Here is an 18,732-nt window from a genome sequence, read left to right as displayed (position 1 = left end):
AGGCGAAACCGATATCGCTCCGGCATCGTCCGGCGGCTCCGCGATCGTTACTATCCGGCCATGCCTGGTCGCCGGATCCCCCTCACCGCGGCGCTCGCCGCGGTGCTCGCCGTACTGTCCCTGACCGCCGCGTGCGGCGGCTCCGACGGGCCGAGCCTGCCCGGCGGGCCGGAGCTGGTGCGGAAGTCGGCGGAGTCGATGCGGGCGGTCACGTCCGTGGCCTTCTCCCTGGAGACCGAGGGCAGCCCCGCCGTGCCGGTCAAGAAGGCGACCGGCCGCCTCAGCGGCACCGGCGACGCCGACGGCACCATCCAGCTCAGTCTGATGGGCACCCTCCAGGAGATCCAGTTCGTCCTCCTCGGCGAGACCGTCCACTTCAAGGGCGTCACCGGCGGCTTCCAGAAGATGCCGCGCAGCCAGCTCGCCACGATCTACGACCCGTCCGCCATCCTCGACCCGGACAGAGGGGTCGTCCAGCTGATGTCCGGGGCGGTGAACCCCCGGACGGAGGCCGCGGAGAAGGTGGACGGCTCCGACGCCTACAAGGTCTCGGCCACGCTCCCCCACCGGATCCTCGTCACGATGGTCCCGGGCCTCGGCCAGGACGTGAACGGCACGCTCTGGATCGACCGCGCCACCAGTCGCCTGCTCAGGGCCGACCTGCCGATGGACGGCGGGAAGGTCACCGTCGCCTTCCACGACTACGGCGTGCCGGTGCGGATCACCGCGCCGGCCGGGTGACCCGGTGACCGCCCCCGTCCCCGCTCCCGCCGACGCCCCCTCCCCCGCATCCCGGACCGCCGGGCGCCGCGTCGCCCTCGGCGTCGGCGGCGTCGCGGTGCTGCTGGCCGCCCTGGACGCCTACGTCGTGGTGACCATCCTGGTGGACGTCGCCGGGGACGCCGGGGTGCCGCTCAACCACCTGGAACGCGCCACCCCGATCGTCACCGGTTTCCTGCTCGGCTACGTCGCGGCCATGCCGCTGCTCGGCGGCCTGTCCGACCGGTACGGCAGGCGCCCGCTGATCCACCTGTGCCTCGCGGGCTTCGCGGCCGGCTCGGTCGTCACCGCGCTGGGCGACACCGTCCCCTGGCTGACGGCCGGGCGGGCGCTGCAGGGCGTCGCGGGCGGCGCGCTGCTGCCCGTCACCATGGCCCTGGTCGCCGACCTGTGGGGCGACCGCGACCGCCCGCTCGCCCTCGGCGCGCTCGGCGCGGCCCAGGAGCTCGGCAGCGTGCTCGGCCCCCTGTACGGCGCGGCCCTCGCCGCCGCGGTCCCGGTGTCCCTGCGGCTGGGCGGCCTCCCGCTCGGCGGCTGGCGGTCGATCTTCTGGCTCAACGTCCCGCTGGCCGCCGTGGCCGCGCTGGCCGTACGGCGGGCCGTGCCGCCCCGCGACCGCGCCGCGTCCCCGGCCGCCCGCGTCGACCTCGTCGGCGGGCTGCTGCTGGCCGCCGCGCTGGGCCTGCTCGTGGCGGGCCTGTACAACCCCGACCCGGGGCGGTCGGTCCTGCCGCCGTGGGGGCCGGCCCTGGTCGCGGCCGGGGCGGTGGCCGCCGCCGGGTTCGCCGTATGGGAGCGGCGGGCCCGGGTCCGCCTGTTCGACCTGGCGGGGGTGGCGCGCACGCCCTTCTTCGCCACGCTCGGGGTGAGCGCGCTGACCGGCGCGGCGCTCATGGTCACGCTCGTGGACGCGCAGCTGACCGCGCAGACCCTCCTCGGGCTGGACGCGCTGGACGGCGCGCTGGTGCTGTCGCGCTTCCTGGCCGCGCTCTGCGTGGCCGCCCTGCTGGGCGGCCCGCTGGTCCGCCGGTACGGCGAGCGCGCGGTGGCGGTCGCCGGGCTGGCGGTGGCCGCGGCCGGTTACCTCCGCATCGGCGGGTGGCCGCTCGACCTGGCCTCCGCCGGTCTCCGGGTGGACGTCGACCTCGTCGTGGCCGGGCTCGGCCTCGGCGCGGTGATCGCCCCCGTCTCCTCGGCGGTCCTGCGGGCCGTGCCGGCGGCCCGGCACGGCGTGGCGTCCTCGGCGGTGGTCGTGGCCCGGATGATGGGCATGCTGCTGGGGATCGCGGCGCTGTCGGCCTGGGGGTTCCACCGGTTCCAGTCGCTCACCGCGAACCTGGACACGCCGCTGCCGTTCGGTGTGGACCCCGCCGTCTACGCGCGGCGGCTCGCCGCCTACGAGACCCAGGTCAAGGCGGCCCTGCACACCGAGTACGGCGAGATCTTCCTGATCACCGCCGTCCTGTGCGTGGTCGGCGCGCTGGCCGCGACGCTGCTGCCGCGCGGCCGTCCCGCCCCGGCGGAGCGGGACCGTCCCGGGGAACCGTGAGTCCTCCGCACGGTGATCCCCTCGCCTCGGCGAAACCCGTCGTCCCGGGTGGCCCTGAGCCTGCCACGAGCGGGGCGAGCACGTCGTGCGTACCCGCCCCACCGGCACACGGAGGCCCCACGGCGTGACCGGGCCCCGCGGCGGGACCCGGTCACGTCGCAGGAGACGTCAGACCTCTTCGACGCTGCTCGGCTCGCGCCGGGACAGGTCGATGCCGAGCTCCTCCGCCGCGCGGAAGACGTCCTCGTCGGTGTCGCGCATCTCGATGGACATGCCGTCGCTGGAGAGCACCTCGACGTTCAGGCACAGCGACTGCATCTCCTTGATGAGCACCTTGAAGGACTCGGGGATGCCCGGCTCGGGGATGTTCTCGCCCTTGACGATGGCCTCGTAGACCTTCACGCGGCCCAGCACGTCGTCGGACTTGATGGTCAGCAGCTCCTGCAGGGCGTAGGCGGCGCCGTAGGCCTCCAGCGCCCAGACCTCCATCTCACCGAAGCGCTGGCCGCCGAACTGGGCCTTACCGCCGAGCGGCTGCTGGGTGATCATGGAGTACGGGCCGGTCGACCGCGCGTGGATCTTGTCGTCCACCAGGTGGAGCAGCTTCAGGATGTAGATGTAGCCCACGGCGATGGGATGCGGGAACGGCTCGCCGCTGCGGCCGTCGAACAGCCTGGCCTTGCCGGTGCCCCCCACCAGCCGATCCCCGTCCCGGTCGACCAGCGTGCTGCCGAGCAGGCCGACGATCTCCTCCTCGCTGGCGCCGTCGAACACCGGGGTGGCGACGTTCGTGCCCGGCTCGACGCGGTCCAGTCCCCGCTCACGCAGCCGCTCGGCCCAGGCCTCCTCGATGCCGGAGATGTCCCAGCCCCGGGCGGCGATCCACCCCAGATGGGTCTCCAGCACCTGCCCGACGTTCATCCGGCCCGGCACACCGAGCGGGTTGAGGATGATGTCGACCGGGGTGCCGTCCTCCAGGAACGGCATGTCCTCCACCGGGAGGATCTTGGAGATGACGCCCTTGTTGCCGTGCCGGCCCGCGAGCTTGTCCCCATCGGTGATCTTGCGCTTCTGCGCCACATAGACCCGGACCAGCTCGTTGACGCCCGGCGGCAGCTCGTCGCCCTCCTCACGGGAGAACACCCGCACACCGATGACCTTGCCCTGCTCACCGTGCGGCACCTTCAGCGAGGTGTCACGCACCTCACGGGCCTTCTCCCCGAAGATCGCGCGCAGCAGCCGCTCCTCCGGCGTCAGCTCGGTCTCCCCCTTCGGGGTGACCTTGCCGACCAGGATGTCACCGGGCACGACCTCGGCGCCGATGCGGATGATGCCCCGCTCGTCGAGATCGGCCAGCACCTCCTCCGACACGTTCGGGATGTCCCGGGTGATCTCCTCGGGGCCCAGCTTGGTGTCGCGGGCGTCGACCTCGTGCTCTTCGATGTGGATCGACGACAGCACGTCGTCCTGCACCAGCCGCTGGGACAGGATGATGGCGTCCTCGTAGTTGTGGCCCTCCCACGGCATGAACGCCACCAGGAGGTTCTTGCCCAGCGCCATCTCACCGTCGTCGGTGCAGGGACCGTCGGCGATGACCTGACCGGCCTCGATGCGGTCACCCTCGGCCACGATCGGCTTCTGGTTGAAGCAGGTGCCCTGGTTGGAGCGCTTGAACTTCGCCACCCGGTAGGTCGTCCGGGCGCCGTCGTCGTTCATCACCGTGACGTAGTCGGCCGAGACCTCCTCGACCACACCCGCCTTCTCGGCGTTGATCACATCCCTCGTGTCGGTGGCGGCGCGGTACTCCATGCCCGTGCCGACCAGCGGCGCCTCGCTCTTGAGCAGCGGCACCGACTGGCGCTGCATGTTGGAGCCCATGAGCGCGCGGTTGGCGTCGTCGTGCTCCAGGAACGGGATCATCGCCGTCGCCACCGACACCATCTGGCGCGGTGACACGTCGATGTAGTCGACCTCCTCGGCCCGGACGAGCTCGGTCTCACCGCCCCTGGTGCGGGCCAGGAGGCGCGGCTCGGCGAACGAACCGTCGGGGTTCAGCGGCGTGTTCGCCTGCGCGATGACGTGCCGGTCCTCCTCGTCGGCGGTGAAGTGGTCGATCAGGTCGGTCACCTTCCCGTCCACCACCCTGCGGTAGGGAGTCTCGACGAAGCCGAAGGAGTTGACCCGGCCGAAGGAGGCCAGCGAGCCGATCAGGCCGATGTTGGGACCCTCGGGCGTCTCGATCGGGCACATGCGGCCGTAGTGCGAGGGGTGGACGTCACGGACCTCGAAGCCGGCCCGCTCCCGCGACAGACCACCCGGACCCAGCGCGTTCAACCGCCGCTTCTGGGTCAGGCCGGCGAGGGGATTGATCTGGTCCATGAACTGCGACAGCTGGGAGGTGCCGAAGAACTCCTTGATCGACGCCACGACCGGGCGGATGTTGATCAGGGTCTGCGGCGTGATCGCCTCGACGTCCTGGGTCGTCATCCGCTCACGCACCACGCGCTCCATCCGCGCCAGGCCCAGCCGGACCTGGTTCTGGATCAGCTCGCCCACGTTGCGCAGCCGCCGGTTGCCGAAGTGGTCGATGTCGTCGGTCTCCACGACGATCTCACCGCCACCGGCTCCCTGCATGGAGGTCTCGCCCGCGTGCAGCTTGACGATGTACTCGATCGTGGCGACGATGTCGTCCTCGGTCAGCGTGCCCTGGGTGATGTCGGCGTCGACGCCCAGCTTCTTGTTGATCTTGTAGCGGCCGACCTTGGCCAGGTCGTAGCGCTTGGAGTTGAAGTACAGGTTCTCCAGCAACGCCTGCGCCGACTCCCGCGTCGGCGGCTCACCCGGCCGCAGCTTGCGGTAGATGTCCAGCAGCGCGTCGTCCTGACCGGCGGTGTGGTCCTTCTCCAGCGTGGCGCGCATCGACTCGTACTGGCCGAACCGCTCCAGGATCTGCTCACTGGTCCAGCCCAGCGCCTTCAGCAGCACCGTGACCGCCTGCTTGCGCTTGCGGTCGATGCGCACCCCGACGCTGTCACGCTTGTCGATCTCGAACTCCAGCCAGGCCCCCCGCGAGGGGATCACCTTGCAGCCGTACAGATCCTTGTCGGAGGTCTTGTCGACACTGCGGTCGAAGTAGACACCGGGAGAGCGGACCAGCTGGGAGACCACGACACGCTCGGTGCCGTTGATGATGAAGGTGCCCTTGCCGGTCATGAGCGGGAAGTCGCCCATGAACACGGTCTGGCTCTTGATCTCACCGGTGGTGTTATTGATGAACTCCGCCGTGACGAACATCGGGGCGGAGTAGGTCATGTCCTTGTCTTTGCACTCGTCAACGGAGTACTTGGGCGGCTCGAACCGGTGGTCGCGGAACGACAGGGACATGGTCCCGGAGAAGTCCTCGATGGGACTGATCTCCTCGAAGATCTCTTCGAGACCCGACTGGGCCGGAACGTCCTTGCGCCCGGCCTGGCGAGCCGCCTCGACCCGCCCCTTCCACTTCTCGTTGCCCAGCAACCAGTCGAACGACTCGGTCTGCAGAGCGAGAAGGTCGGGAACCTCAAGCGGTTCCTGGATGCGTGCGAACGACACACGACGGGGACCAGCGGGTACGGCGGAGGCGTTGCGCGAGGCTGCCAACAGACGTCCTTCCGGAGAGCACGGATGGAATCGAACTGCGCGCACGCCAAAACGCCCCGGCGGGATCCAGGGCGTCGAAGGGTAGCGCGAGGCAGCAGCATAACGCAAATAGGAAACGGATGTCCAAACCTATTAGGTATGTCAACCTCGGTGCCACCTTCAGGATGCCACAGGCGGATCGGACCCGTCAACTCTCACGGTCGCCCGGGGCGTCCCGCGAAAGACGACGGGCGGCCCGGCGCGTGCCGGGCCGCCCGTGACACCGCGACGGCGGCTACTTCCGCTTCGTCCCCGAGGGCTGCCGCTTCTCGCGGATCTTCATGGTGACCTCGATCGGGGACCCGGCGAAGCCGAACTCCTCGCGGATCCGCCGCTCGACGAAACGGCGATAGGTCTCCTCCAGGAAGCCGGAGGTGAACAGCACGAACTTGGGCGGCTCCGTCGACGCCTGCGTGGCGAAGAGGATCTTCGGCTGCTTGCCGCCCCGGACCGGCGGCGGGGTCGCCGCGACCAGCTCGGTGAGGAAGGCGTTGAGCCGCGCCGTCGGGACGCGGGTGGACCAGGAGTCCAGCGCCTTCTCCAGCGCCGGGACGAGCCGGTCGACGTGCCAGCCGGTCATGGCGGAGATGTTGACCCGCAGCGCCCACGGGACGCGGACGAGCTGGCGGTCGATCTCCTTCTCCAGGTAGTAGCGGCGGTCCTCGTCGACGAGGTCCCACTTGTTGAACGCCACCACCATGGCCCGGCCGGACTCGATGACCAGGGAGATGATCCGCAGGTCCTGCTCGGTCAGCACCTCGCCGGCGTCGATGAGCACGACCGCGACCTCCGAGCGCTCCAGCGCGGCCCGGGTGCGCATGCTCGCGTAGAAGTCCGCGCCCTTCAGCTCGCGGTCGCGGCGGCGGATGCCGGCGGTGTCCACGAAGCGCCACGTCCGGCCGCCGAGCTGGATCAGCTCGTCCACCGGATCGCGGGTGGTGCCGGCCATCGGGTCGACGAGGACGCGCTCCTCCCCCGCGAGCTTGTTCAGCAGCGAGGACTTGCCGACGTTGGGCTTGCCGACCAGGGCCACCCGGCGCGGGCCGCGCTCGGCCTCGAAGACCTGCTTCGGAGTCTCCGGCAGCGCGTCGAGGATCACGTCGAGCAGGTCGCCGCTGGCCCGGCCGTGCAGGGCCGAGACCGGATACGGCTCGCCCAGGCCGAGGGACCACAGCGCGGCGGCCTCCAGCTCCATCTGCTGGTTGTCGACCTTGTTGGCGGCGAGGATGACCGGTTTGCCGGAGCCGCGCAGCACGTGGCCGACGATCTCGTCGGCGTCGGTCACGCCCACGGTCGCGTCCACCACGAACAGGATCACGTCGGCCAGGTCGGCCGCGATCTGCGCCTGCTCGGCGATCCGCAGCGCCATGCCGGTCGCGTCGGGGTCCCACCCGCCGGTGTCGACCACCGTGAACCTGCGCCCGCGCCAGGCCGCGTCGTAGGTGACCCGGTCGCGGGTCACACCCGGAACGTCCTCCACGACCGCCTCGCGGCGGCCGATGATCCTGTTGACCAGGGTGGACTTGCCCACGTTGGGACGGCCCACCACGGCCACGACCGGCTGCGGACCCAGATCGGGGCCCGCCTCCGGGGAGCTGTCGTCGGTACCCGGATCGGTCAGCTCAGCCTCGATCCAGCCGCTTTCTTCACTCACACTTTTTCCTTAATCAGACGGAGCACCTCGGCGATGACCTCTTCCAGGTTCAGCGCCGTGGTGTCGAGCTCGACGGCGTCGGCCGCCATCGCCAGCGGGTCGGTCTTCCGCGTCGAGTCCAGGGTGTCGCGCCGGGCCATCGCGGCCTTCTGCGCCTCCACCGTGGTGCCGGTGAGCTCCGCCGTACGGCGAAGCGCCCGGGCGTCCGCGCTCGCGGTCAGGTAGATCTTGACCGGGGCGTCGGGGGCCACGACCGTGCCGATGTCACGGCCCTCGACGACGATGTCGCCCGCCCCGATGATCTCGCGCTGCTCGGCCACCAGCCGGCGCCGCACCTCGGGCACCGCGCTGACGGCGGAGACCGCCGCGGTGACCTCGGCCGTCCGGATGGGCCCGGCGGCGTCGACGCCGTCGACGGCGACCGTGGGCGCGTCGGGGTCGGTGCCCATCGAAAGGACCGGTTCCGAGGCCCTGGCCGCGATCGCCGCGGGGTCGGTGAGATCGACCTCTCCCTGCAGCATCCACCACGTGATCGCCCGGTACATCGCCCCGGTGTCGAGATAACGCAGCCCCAGCGCCCGCGCGACCCCGCGCGACGCGCTCGACTTGCCCGACCCCGAAGGGCCGTCCATGGCGACGACCAGTCCGGCCACGGCGCCTCTCCCTTACAGCCCGCTTCAGTTGTCTGTACGAGGCTACCGGCAGCCGGGCCGCAACCTCGCATCGGAGGCCGGGCGAGGTCCGGGTGGCGGCCAGGAGACCGGCGCCGGCGGGCCAGGTCAGGTGCCGGGGTCAGGTGCCGGGGTCAGGGCAGGCGCCAGCCGTGGGCGCGCAGCGCCTCCGACAGCGCCGGCACCGCCTCCGGCTGCACCAGCAGGTCCGCCGCGCCCAGCGGCAGGCCGGGGGCGTGCTCCAGCCGGACGTCCTCGATGTTGACGCCGGCGTCCCTGGCCACCTGGAACAGCCGGGCCAGCTCGCCCGGACGGTCGCCGATGATGACCTGGACGGTCGCGTAGGCGCGCGCCGGGCCGCCGTGCTTGCCGGGGATGCGACCGGTACCCGTGACGCCGCGGCGCAGCAGCTCGGTGACCCTGCCCATGGCCTCCGGATCCGCCGGGGCGTCCCCCGCGCCCGGGGCGCTTCCGGCGGCCGGGCCCGCCGAGGCGCGCAGCGAGGCCGCGGCGGCGGCGAGGTCGGCCGCCACCGCCTCCAGCACGTCGGCCACCGGCAGCGCGTTGCCCGACAGGATGCCCGTCCACAGGTTCGGGTCCCCGGCCGCGATGCGCGTGACGTCGCGGACGCCCTGCCCGGCCAGGCCGAGCGCGGCGGCCGGGGCCTCGGCGAGCCGGGCGGCCACCGCCGAGGCGGTCACGTGCGGGGCGTGCGAGACGACCGCGACGGCCCGGTCGTGCTCGACCGCGTCGACCTGCACGGCCTCGCCGCCGCAGAGCTTGATCAGCAGACGCAGGGCCTCCACCGCGTCAGGCGAGGTCTCCCCCGTCGGGCACAGCGCCCAGGGGCGGCCCAGGAACAGGTCCGCGCGGGCCGCCGCGGGGCCCGAACGCTCCCGGCCCGCGAGGGGGTGCCCGGCGACGTAGGTGGCCAGGTCGCAGCCGATCTCGGCGGCCTGCCGGAGCGGGAGCGCCTTGACGCTGGCGACGTCGGTGTAGAAACGGGCCGCCCCGGCCCGCTGCAGCTCGGCGAGCTGGCCCGCCACCACCTGCGGCGGGACCGCGATGACCGCCATGTCCACGCTCTCACCGGCCCACTCGACGCCGGCGCCCAGCTCGCGGGCCAGCCGTACGGCGGCCGGGTCGCGGTCGGCGAGGTGGACGGTGACGCCCTGCCCGCGCAGGGCGAGGGCCACCGACGTGCCGATCAGGCCGGTGCCGACGACGAGGACGTTTTCGAGGCCGCTCACGTCTGTCCTTAGGGTGCTAAGACCCGCGGCGGGGCCGGCGGGATCTCCGCGGGGATCGCGGCGGAGGCCGCCGCCCGGATCCCCGTCCGGATCGCCGGGCGGACCGCCGCCGGGCTCACTGGGCGATGTCCACCCGCAGGGCGGCCGCGCCGCGCAGGTAGACGTGCTGGATCTCCCGGCGCGGCCGGTCGGTCTCCACGTGGGCCATCAGCCGGACGACGCGGGGCAGCGCGCCCGGGACGCCGATCTCGGAGGCGCAGATCAGCGGGACGTCGTGGAAGCCGAGCTTGCGGGCGGCCAGCGCGGGGAACTCAGCGGTCAGGTCGGGGGTGGCGGTGAAGATGACGCTGATCACCTCGTCGGTGGTGAGCCTGTTGCGCTCCATCACCTCGGTGACCAGCTCGGTGACGCCGGACAGGATGGACTCCCGGTCGTTCCCATCGACCTGGACCGCCCCGCGGATCGCCCGCACCATCGCCGTTCCTCCTTTGCGTGCCCGCCGGACCCGCCCGAGACGGGACGGGTCCGGCGGACCCCGAACGCGTGTGTATCCGAAGGTTACAGGCCGACGGCGGCGTAGAGCTCGCCGACTTCCCTGAGGGTCAGCGCCCGGACCGTGCCCGGCTTGAGGCGGCCGAGCTTGACCGGGCCGAACTCGATGCGGGCGAGGTCGATGACCGGGTGGCCGACCTCCTCCAGCATGCGGCGCACGACGTGCTTGCGGCCCTCGTGCAGGACGATCTCCACCAGCGCCTGCTGGCCGTGCTCCTGGACCACGCTGAAGGAGTCGGCCCGGGCGATGCCGTCCTCCAGCTCGATGCCCTTCTGCAGGCGGCGGCCGAGGTCGCGCTCGATCTTGCCCGGCACCTTCGCCCAGTACTTCTTCTGCACGCCGTAGCTGGGGTGGGTGAGCCGGTTGGCCAGCTCGCCGTCGTTGGTGAGCAGGATCAGGCCCTCGGTCTCGGTGTCGAGGCGGCCGACGTGGAAGAGCCGCTCGGTGCGGTCGGCGACGTAGTCGGCCAGCGAGGGGCGGCCCTCGGGGTCGGACATGGTGCTGACGATGCCGATCGGCTTGTTGATCGCGAGGTAGACCAGGTCGGGCATGGTCGGCAGGCGCTTGCCGTCCACGTGGATGACCTGCTTGGCCGGGTCGACGCGGGCGCCGAAGCGGCGGACGACCTGACCGTCGACCGTCACGCGGCCCTCGCCGATCATCTCCTCGCAGGCCCGGCGGCTGGCCACGCCCGCCTGGGCGAGGACCTTCTGCAGCCGGACGCCGCCGGGGACCTCGGTGGTGTCGCGCTCGTCGGCGTAGCCGGCCTCGTAGAAGTCGGGGTCGCGGCGCGGCTGGCGGGCGGTCTTGAACCGGTCGTTCTCGACCCCGCCGGGCCTGCGCCCGGCGGACGCCCCGGACGCGCGGCCGGCCGTACCGCGGCGCTCGCCGTACGAGCCGGACCGGGCGCCGCCGATCGTCTGGACCTCGTCCCGTCGGCCGGTCCTGCCGTACCGGGCACGGGAACCGCCGCGGGGGGCGTCGTCACGGCGCGGACCGCCGGAGCGGTCGTCACGGCGCGGGGCGTCGAAGCGCTCCTCGCGGCCGGAACCGCCGAAACCGCCGGAGCGGTCGTCACGACGCGGGCCGCCGGAACGGTCGTCACGACCGGAACCGCCGAAACCACCGGGACGGTCGTCACGGCGCGGACCGCCGAAGCGGTCGCGCGAACCACCGCGCTCGGCCCGGAAGCCCCCGCGGTCGTCACGCCGGGGCGCGTCGGAACGGAACCGGGGCGCGTCGGAACGGGAACCGCCGCGCTCATCGCGGCGGAAGCCGCCGGAACGGTCATCGCGACGCGGCGCGCCGGAACGCTCCTCACGACCGGAACCGCCGAAACCACCGGGACGGTCGTCACGGCGCGGGCCGCCGGGGCGGTCGTCGCGGCCGGAGCCGTACCGGCTCCGCGAACCGCCGCGCTCGGCCCGGAAACCCTCACGGTCGTCACGCCGGGGTCCGTCGAACCGGTCGTCGCGGCGCGGGCCGCCGGAGCGGTCGTCGCGGCGCGGCGCGTCGGAGCGGAAACCGCCCCGGGATCCGCCGCGGAAGCCGCCGGCCCCGGATGCTCCTCGGGTGCCGCCGCCTCCGCGGGGGCCGCCGCCGCGCGGGGCTCCGCCGCGGCCTCGACCGCGTCCATCACCGGACGGGGTGCTACGCCTGTCGTTCACTGCTTCTGCTCCTCTAGGTTTTCCACGTCGTCGGGAAGGAACGGTGCCAGCTCGGGAAGCTCCTCAAGCTCCCGGAGGCCCATCCGTTCGAGAAAGTACGAGGTCGTGCGGTAAAGAAGGGCCTGGCTCTCGGAGTCGGTGCCGGCCTCCTCGACCAGCCCCCTCGCCACCAGCGTGCGCATCACGCCGTCGCTGTTGACGCCCCGGATCGCCGCCACCCTGGCCCGGCTGACCGGCTGGCGGTAGGCGACCACGGCCAGGGTCTCCAGCGCGGCCTGGGTGAGCCGCGCCTGCTGGCCGTCGCGGACGAACCGCTCCACGAGGGACGCGTGCTCGGCCCGCGTGTAGAACCGCCAGCCGCCCGCGACCTCTCTCAGGTCGAAACCCCGTCCGGCGGCGGTGTATTCCGCCGACAGCGCGCGCAACGCGGCGGCGATCTCCGGAACGGGGCGTTCGAGCACCTGGGCGAGGGTCCGCTCGGCGACCGGTTCGTCCACCACGAGCAGGATGGCCTCCAGCCCGGCGCGCAGGCCGGCCTCGGGCACCACGTCGGTCATGAAGCTTCTTTCCCGCCGCTCTCGTCGTAGTCGTCCGCCACGGCGATGTCGCCGTCGTCGCTGCCCGTCCAGGTCACGTGCAGCTCTCCCAGGGGCTCGATCTGCTCGAAGGAGACGGCCGCCTCCCGGTAGAGCTCCAGGACGGCCAGGAAACGCGCGACGACCTCGAAGGTGCCGGCGCAGTCGGAGGTGAGCGCCCGGAACGTCGCCCGGCGGATCCGCCTCAGCCGCTCGACAAGGATAACCGCCTGCTCGCGGACATTGGCGAGCGGTTGGTAGATGTGGGCGACCGACACCGAGGGCGGCGCCTTGGGGGTGAAGGCCCGCCGTGCGATCTCCGCGAGGCGCTCGGGGCCGATGCCCAGCACCAGTTCGGGCAGGAGGCCGGCGAACCGCGCCTCCATGGGGACGAGCCGGGGGAAGCGCAGCGCCTCCTCGGCCATCCGGCCGGAGAAGACCTTCGCGACCTCCTTGTAGGCCCGGTACTGCAGGAGGCGGGCGAACAGCAGGTCGCGGGCCTCCAGCAGGGCGAGGTCCTCCTCGTCGTCCACCTCACCGGACGGCAGCAGCCGGGCCGCCTTCAGGTCGAGCAGGGTCGCCGCGACGAGCAGGAAGTGGCTCGTCTGGTCGAGGTCCCACTCCGGTCCCCTGGCCCGGATGTAGGCGATGAACTCGTCGGTGACCTGGCTGAGGGAGACCTCGGTGATGTCCAGCTTGTGCTTGGCGATCAGGCCGAGCAGCAGGTCGAAGGGCCCCTCGAAGACCTCCAGGCGGACCCGGAAGATGTCGGCGGCCGGTTCCGGCCGCCCGTCCGGCTGTGGCTCCGGCTGCGGCTGCTCGGTCATCCCGCCATTGTCCCGCACCCCGGCCGCGCTCATCGCCCCCGGCGCGCCATCGCGCCCGTTCCCCGGCACGCCGCGGCGCCCGCCGTCGTCCGTGCCCGTCGCGTCCGCCGTCCCGGGTCGCGTTCACCGGCCCCGGGTGCCCCGCCCGTGGCCGCTCTCCGCCGTACGGCGGGTCACCGTTCCTGGGCGCGCTCCTCGGCGCTCCACCTGGCCAGGACCTCGCGGGCCAGCTCGCGGTAGGCGCTGGCGCCGAGCGAGGAGGGGTCGAAGCTGGTGATGGGCTCGCCGGCCACCGTGGCGTCCGGGAAGCGGACCGTACGGTTGATCACGGTGTGGAACACCTTTTCGTCGAACGCCTCGACCACCCGGGCCAGCACCTCGCGGCCGTGCAGGGTGCGCGCGTCGTACATGGTGGCGAGCAGGCCCTCGATGACCAGGTCCTCGTTGATGCGCTGCTGGACCTTCATGATGGTGTCCATGAGCAGCGCGACGCCGCGCAGCGCGAAGAACTCGCACTCCAGCGGGACCATGACGCCGTGCGCGCAGGCCAGCGCGTTGATCGTGAGCAGGCCCAGCGAGGGCTGGCAGTCGATCAGGCAGACGTCGTACTCGGGCAGCAGCGGCTTGATCACCCGGCCGAGCACCTGCTCACGGGCGACCTCGGTGACGAGCTGGACCTCGGCCGCGGACAGGTCGATGTTGCTCGGCAGCAGGTCCATGCCCTCGACGCCGGTCTCCATCAGGACTTCCCTGGCGGTGATCTGCGGGTCCATCAGGAGGTTGTAGACCGTCAGGTCGAGCTGGTGGGGGTTGATGCCCAGGCCGACCGACAGGGCGCCCTGCGGGTCGAAGTCGACCAGCAGCACCCTCAGCCCGGCCTCGGCCAGCGCCGCGCCCAGGTTGATGGTGGTGGTGGTCTTGCCGACGCCGCCCTTCTGGTTCACCATGGCCACGATGCGCGCCGGTCCGTGCACCGTGCGCGAGGGCGGGTCGGGGAAGACCGGGCGGGGCCGCCCGGTGGGGCCGAGGACTCCCCCCGGGTGAGGGGTCCCCGCGGTCTTGGTGTCGCCCCAGGGATTCTCGGGGTTTCCGGGGGTCGTTCCCCGAGCAGAACCGTCGGTGGTCACAGTCACCAGTTGAACCTCCCTGACGGCCTCGAACCGGACCGTCCGGACGGACACTATGGCGTCAACACGTATGCGGCAAGGCGGCACGCCCGAACGCAGGCAAGCTCAATGCCGCGCGCGGGGGCGCGCGGCGGCGTACGCCTCCCGGAGCTTGTCGACCGTGACCAGGGTGTAGACCTGCGTGGTCGTCACCGAGGCGTGGCCGAGCAGCTCCTGAACCACCCTAACGTCCACACCCCCGTCCAGGAGGTGTGTTGCGAACGAATGTCGCAAGATATGCGGGGAGATTCCGGCCAGTCCCCCGCGCTCGGCGGCGGCCTGGAGCACCTCCCAGGCGCCCTGGCGGGTCAGCCGGCCGCCCCTGGCGTTGAGGAACAGCCCCGGACCGCCCCCGCCCTGGGCGGCGATGCGGGGGCGCCCCCGGGTGAGATAGGCGCCCAGCGCCTCCCTGGCGAAGCGGCCCAGCGGCACCGCGCGGACCCGCCCGTCCTTGCCGCGCAGCCGTACCCGCTGGGTCTCGGCGCCCAGGTCGAGGTCGTCCACGGCGAGCCCGACGGCCTCGGAGATGCGGGCGCCGGTGCCGTACAGCAGCTCCAGCAGCGCCCGGTTGCGCATGGTGAGCGGCGCGCCCTCGGGCCCGGCGGCGGCGATGAGCCGCTCCACCTCCGCCACGCTGATCGCCTTGGGCAGTCGCCGCAGGCGGCGCGGCGGGCGCACCGCGTGCGCGGGGTCCTGCCGGGACAGGCCCTCGCGCAGCGCGAAGCGGTGCAGGCCGCGTACGGCGGAGGCGGCGCGCGCCACGGAGCTGGCGACGAGGGCCTGGTGGTCCTCGTCGCCGTCCCTGAGCGCGGTCAGGAAGGCCGTGACGTCGCCCTCGACGACCTCGCCGAGGGTGACGCGGCCGCGGCTCCTCAGGTGCGCGGTGTAGCGCAGGAGGTCACGGCGATAGGAGGCCAGTGTGTTGGCGGCCAGCCCCCGCTCCACCGCGAGGTGGGCGAGGTAGCTCTCGAGGACGGCCTCCGTCTCGCTCAGGGTGTCCTCCCGTCATGCCTCCGGTGCGTCGGCGGGCCGCAGAGAGGCGAAAGCGTCCGCCGAAGCGGCGTATGCGGCGAGAATACCGGCCACGGCCTGGGAATTGTGGATCATTCCCGCCAGGGCACGCCGAACCGCTTCGGACAGGGGAATCCACACCACCGGCATGTCGGCCTCCTCGTGCCGCCGGACGAAGTCCAGCTCCCCCTCGGGGATGGGGCTGAGGTCCCTGGCGAGGAAGATCCGGGTCCGCTCGTCCGTCATCCCCGGCGAGGTGAAGGCGTCGACGAGGGTGTGCCAGGTCCGCGCGCGGTAGCCCGCCTCCTCGGCCAGCTCCCGCGCCGCCCCGGCGTGCAGCGGCTCGCCGTCGACGTCCCGCAGCCCGGCGGGCAGCTCCCACAGCAGCCGCCGGGCCGGGTGGCGGTACTGGCGGATCATCAGGACCCGGTCCTCGTCGTCGAGCGCCACCACGGCCACCGACCCGGGGTGGCGGACGTAGTCGCGCGCGACGACCTCGTCCTCGCCGTCCCCGCCCGGCATGACGACCCGGTCGGTCAGCGCGGTGATGACCCGCCCGGAGAAGTGCCCGGCCGAGGAGACGACCTTCCACTCCGCCGGGACGTCGACGACCTCGGGGACCCCGGGACCGGCGGAGGCGTCCGCCCGGTCCGCCGTCACCCGCCCGGAGTCGTCCGCACGGTCCGCCCGCGGCTCGGGGGCGCTCACTTGCCCCGCCCGGCCTTCGCCGTGGTGCCGCGGGCCTCGGCGTAGGCCAGGGCGGCGGAGACGAGGCCCTTGAACAGGGGGTGCGAGCGGGTCGGCCGGGAGCGGAACTCCGGGTGCGCCTGGGTGCCGATGAAGAACGGGTGGACGTCGGTGGGCAGCTCGGCGTACTCCACCAGGCGACCGTCGGGCGACAGGCCGGAGAAGACCATGCCGATCTTCTCCAGGTCGGCGCGGTAGGCGTTGTTGACCTCGTAGCGGTGGCGGTGGCGCTCGTCGGCCCTGGCCTTGCCGTACAGCTGGCGGGCGAGCGAGCCCTCGGCGAGCTTGGCGGGGTAGAGGCCCAGCCGCATGGTGCCGCCCATGTCGCGGTCGCCGGCGACGACGTCCTTCTGGTCGGCCATGGTGGAGATCACCGGGTGCTGCGTCTCGGGGTCGAACTCGGTGCTGCCGGCGTCCTCGATGCCCGCGAGGTTGCGGGCGGCCTCGATGACCATGCACTGCATGCCCAGGCAGATGCCGAGCAGCGGGACCTTGTTCTCCCGGGCGTGCCGGACCGCGCCGAGCTTGCCCTCGATGCCGCGTACGCCGAAGCCGCCGGGGATGAGCACGCCGTCCACGCCGTCGAGCTCGCGGGCGGCGCCCTCGGGGGTCTCGCAGTCGTCGCTCTTGACCCAGCGGATGTTGACGCGGGCGTCGTTGGCGAAACCGCCGGCGCGCATCGCCTCGGTGACCGACAGGTAGGCGTCGGGCAGGTCGATGTACTTGCCGACGAGCGCGATCGTGACCTCCCTGGCCGGGTGGTGCACCCGGCGCAGGAGCTGCTCCCACTCCTTCCAGACGACGTCGCGGAAGGGCAGGCCGAGGCGGCGGACGACGTAGGCGTCCAGGCCCTCGGTGTGCAGGACCTTGGGGATGTCGTAGATGCTCGCGGCGTCCACGGCCGAGACGACGGCGTCCTCGTCGACGTCGCACATCAGGCTGATCTTGCGCTTGATCGAGGTGCCGACCGGCCGGTCCGAGCGCAGCACGATGGCGTCGGGCTGGATGCCGATGCTGCGCAGCGCGGCCACGGAGTGCTGGGTCGGCTTGGTCTTCAGCTCGCCGCTCGGCCCGATGTACGGCAGCAGCGAGACGTGGAGGAAGAACACGTTGTCGCGGCCGACCTCGTGGCGGACCTGGCGGACGGCCTCGAGGAAGGGCAGCGACTCGATGTCGCCGACGGTGCCGCCGACCTCGGTGATGACCACGTCGACGTCGGGGCCGGCCATGGACCGGATGCGGTCCTTGATCTCGTTGGTGATGTGCGGGATGACCTGGACGGTGTCACCGAGGTACTCGCCGCGGCGCTCCTTGGCGATCACGTTGGAGTACACCTGGCCCGTGGTCACGTTCGCGGAGCCGTGCAGCTCGGTGTCGAGGAAGCGCTCGTAGTGGCCGACGTCGAGGTCGGTCTCGGCCCCGTCGTCGGTGACGAAGACCTCACCGTGCTGGAACGGGTTCATCGTCCCGGGGTCGACGTTGAGGTAGGGGTCGAGCTTCTGCATGGTGACTCGCAGGCCACGCAGCTTGAGTAGGCGCCCGAGGCTCGACGCCGTCAGTCCCTTGCCGAGACTGGAGGCGACGCCGCCGGTGACGAACAGATGCTTGGTTTGTGCGGCGCTGCGCAAGGAGTCTCCCGTGGTCGCGATAGAGCTGCAGGCACCCCCTGATGGGGGCCTACTGTCCACGGGCTCTCAGAATATCAAACGGCCGCCGCGAACCGCCCCGTCACCTGCCCTGCCCCGCATTTCCCAGGTAAACCCTCGAACGGTAACTTATCCCCCTATGTCACTACATGGGGTGTTGAGGCGCGCCCTCGGCACTCTTGTCCACCGCGGTTGGTCCGCGCTCCGCGCGGCCGGCGCGGTCACCCCGGCCAGCCCCGGCGGCTACCGGTTCCGCCGCCTGGGCGAGGGCGCCTGCCTGGCCTTTCCCGTCGGCGCCGTCTTCGGCGAGCAGTGGATCGAGATCGGCGAGCACACCCTCGTCGGCGAACGGGTCTCCATCTCCGCCGGCATGGGCCCCGGGGTGGACCTCGGCCCCGACAGCGTCGTGCGGATCGGCGGCCACTGCTCCATCGGCCGGGGCGGCCACATCGTCGGGCACCAGTCGATCGACATCGGCGACCACGTCTTCACCGGCCCCTACGTCTACATCACCGACCAGAACCACGTCTACGACGACCCCGAGACCCCGATCGGCCGCCAGTGGCCCCGCAACAACCCCGTGGCGATCGGCTCCGGCTCCTGGCTGGGCACCGGCGCGATCATCCTGCCGGGCACCCGGATCGGCCGGCAGTGCGTGGTCGCCGCCGGGGCCGTGGTCCGCGGCGAGTTCCCCGACCACAGCGTGATCGCCGGCGTCCCGGCGAGGGTGGTCCGCCACCACGTCCCCGGCCACGGCTGGCTGCCGCCCCACCTCGCCGCCGGGGTCGCCGACCGTGCCGGATCGGCGGACGCCGGGGACGGCACCGGTCCGCACGGCATCGGTCCGCACGGTGTCGGCACACCCCGGAGCCCGCCGAACCCGTCGGCACCGGCTGATCCCGGGGACTCCTCGGGACCACGGAACCTCCGGGGCGCCGTCGGCGGGGACGGCCCGCGC

14 protein-coding genes and 1 pseudogene are annotated in these 18,732 nt (G+C 72.4%); 3 read left to right on the top strand and 12 right to left on the bottom strand.

Features of this window, described 5'->3' with window-relative positions:
• Positions 1 to 60: 60 nt before the first annotated feature.
• Together ACQP10_RS12970 and ACQP10_RS12965 are read left to right on the top strand one after the other, a co-directional pair.
• Entirely contained in the window at positions 61 to 741 is a 681-nt protein-coding gene (locus ACQP10_RS12970; RefSeq protein WP_346020224.1) for an LppX_LprAFG lipoprotein, read from the top strand.
• A gap of 4 nt (positions 742 to 745) precedes the next feature.
• On the top strand, positions 746 to 2,329 hold the full coding sequence (locus ACQP10_RS12965; protein WP_433541425.1) for an MFS transporter: 1,584 nt from the start codon (positions 746 to 748) through the stop codon (positions 2,327 to 2,329).
• Between the two features lie 168 nt (positions 2,330 to 2,497).
• On the opposite strand, the gene rpoB is transcribed toward ACQP10_RS12965, so the two are convergent.
• The 12 genes from rpoB to ACQP10_RS12905 form a co-directional block, all read right to left on the bottom strand.
• Positions 2,498 to 5,968: a DNA-directed RNA polymerase subunit beta gene (gene rpoB, locus ACQP10_RS12960; RefSeq protein WP_433541424.1), complete on the bottom strand. Its 3,471-nt coding sequence runs from the start codon at positions 5,966 to 5,968 to the stop codon at positions 2,498 to 2,500.
• Positions 5,969 to 6,242: 274 nt separating this feature from the next.
• Positions 6,243 to 7,628, bottom strand: coding sequence for a ribosome biogenesis GTPase Der (gene der / locus ACQP10_RS12955; protein WP_346020928.1), 1,386 nt, complete (start codon positions 7,626 to 7,628; stop codon positions 6,243 to 6,245).
• A 29-nt stretch (positions 7,629 to 7,657) separates the two neighbouring features.
• On the bottom strand, positions 7,658 to 8,314 hold the full coding sequence (cmk, locus tag ACQP10_RS12950) for a (d)CMP kinase (RefSeq protein WP_346020227.1): 657 nt from the start codon (positions 8,312 to 8,314) through the stop codon (positions 7,658 to 7,660).
• Between the two features lie 152 nt (positions 8,315 to 8,466).
• Positions 8,467 to 9,582 (bottom strand): prephenate dehydrogenase, encoded by a 1,116-nt coding sequence (locus ACQP10_RS12945; RefSeq protein ID WP_346020228.1) that lies wholly within the window; start codon positions 9,580 to 9,582, stop codon positions 8,467 to 8,469.
• A 115-nt stretch (positions 9,583 to 9,697) separates the two neighbouring features.
• Complete coding sequence (aroH, locus tag ACQP10_RS12940; protein WP_399499540.1) at positions 9,698 to 10,057, bottom strand: chorismate mutase; 360 nt, start codon at positions 10,055 to 10,057, stop codon at positions 9,698 to 9,700.
• 83 nt (positions 10,058 to 10,140) lie between these two features.
• Positions 10,141 to 11,802 (bottom strand): pseudouridine synthase, encoded by a 1,662-nt coding sequence (locus tag ACQP10_RS12935; RefSeq protein ID WP_433541423.1) that lies wholly within the window; start codon positions 11,800 to 11,802, stop codon positions 10,141 to 10,143.
• Positions 11,799 to 12,359: an SMC-Scp complex subunit ScpB gene (gene scpB, locus ACQP10_RS12930; RefSeq protein WP_346020230.1), complete on the bottom strand. Its 561-nt coding sequence runs from the start codon at positions 12,357 to 12,359 to the stop codon at positions 11,799 to 11,801. The genes ACQP10_RS12935 and scpB overlap by 4 nt, the downstream gene beginning before the upstream one ends.
• The gene (locus ACQP10_RS12925) at positions 12,356 to 13,204 is read right to left on the bottom strand and encodes a segregation and condensation protein A (RefSeq protein ID WP_346020231.1); all 849 of its coding nucleotides are present in this window, start codon (positions 13,202 to 13,204) and stop codon (positions 12,356 to 12,358) included. Before ACQP10_RS12925 ends, scpB begins: the two co-directional genes overlap by 4 nt.
• A 173-nt stretch (positions 13,205 to 13,377) precedes the next feature.
• Positions 13,378 to 14,337: a ParA family protein gene (locus ACQP10_RS12920; protein WP_179818304.1), complete on the bottom strand. Its 960-nt coding sequence runs from the start codon at positions 14,335 to 14,337 to the stop codon at positions 13,378 to 13,380.
• Positions 14,338 to 14,436: 99 nt separating this feature from the next.
• The gene (locus ACQP10_RS12915) at positions 14,437 to 15,363 is read right to left on the bottom strand and encodes a tyrosine recombinase (RefSeq protein ID WP_179822715.1); all 927 of its coding nucleotides are present in this window, start codon (positions 15,361 to 15,363) and stop codon (positions 14,437 to 14,439) included.
• 12 nt (positions 15,364 to 15,375) lie between these two features.
• A complete protein-coding gene (locus tag ACQP10_RS12910) occupies positions 15,376 to 16,041 on the bottom strand; it encodes an NUDIX domain-containing protein (protein WP_386148688.1) in 666 nt (221 codons plus the stop codon).
• 44 nt (positions 16,042 to 16,085) lie between these two features.
• Positions 16,086 to 17,756: a CTP synthase gene (locus ACQP10_RS12905; protein WP_346020233.1), complete on the bottom strand. Its 1,671-nt coding sequence runs from the start codon at positions 17,754 to 17,756 to the stop codon at positions 16,086 to 16,088.
• A gap of 157 nt (positions 17,757 to 17,913) precedes the next feature.
• Here ACQP10_RS12905 and ACQP10_RS12900 point away from each other — a divergent pair.
• Positions 17,914 to 18,666: pseudogene (locus tag ACQP10_RS12900) on the top strand (acyltransferase); the annotation flags it as partial.
• Between the last annotated feature and the right edge of the window lie 66 nt (positions 18,667 to 18,732).

The sequence above is a fragment of the Streptosporangium sandarakinum genome, assembly GCF_050942225.1.
GTDB lineage: Bacteria > Actinomycetota > Actinomycetes > Streptosporangiales > Streptosporangiaceae > Streptosporangium > Streptosporangium nondiastaticum.
This window is presented reverse-complemented; position numbering and strand designations above follow the sequence as displayed.

What these genes read in the sequence shown, in the direction of transcription:
- ACQP10_RS12970 (WP_346020224.1), top strand. Translation starts at nt 61, where the DNA reads ATGCCTGGTCGCCGGATCCCCCTCACCGCGGCGCTCGCCGCGGTGCTC.
- aroH (WP_399499540.1), bottom strand. Translation starts at nt 10,057, where the DNA reads ATGGTGCGGGCGATCCGCGGGGCGGTCCAGGTCGATGGGAACGACCGG.
- scpB (WP_346020230.1), bottom strand. Translation starts at nt 12,359, where the DNA reads ATGACCGACGTGGTGCCCGAGGCCGGCCTGCGCGCCGGGCTGGAGGCC.
- ACQP10_RS12925 (WP_346020231.1), bottom strand. Translation starts at nt 13,204, where the DNA reads ATGACCGAGCAGCCGCAGCCGGAGCCACAGCCGGACGGGCGGCCGGAA.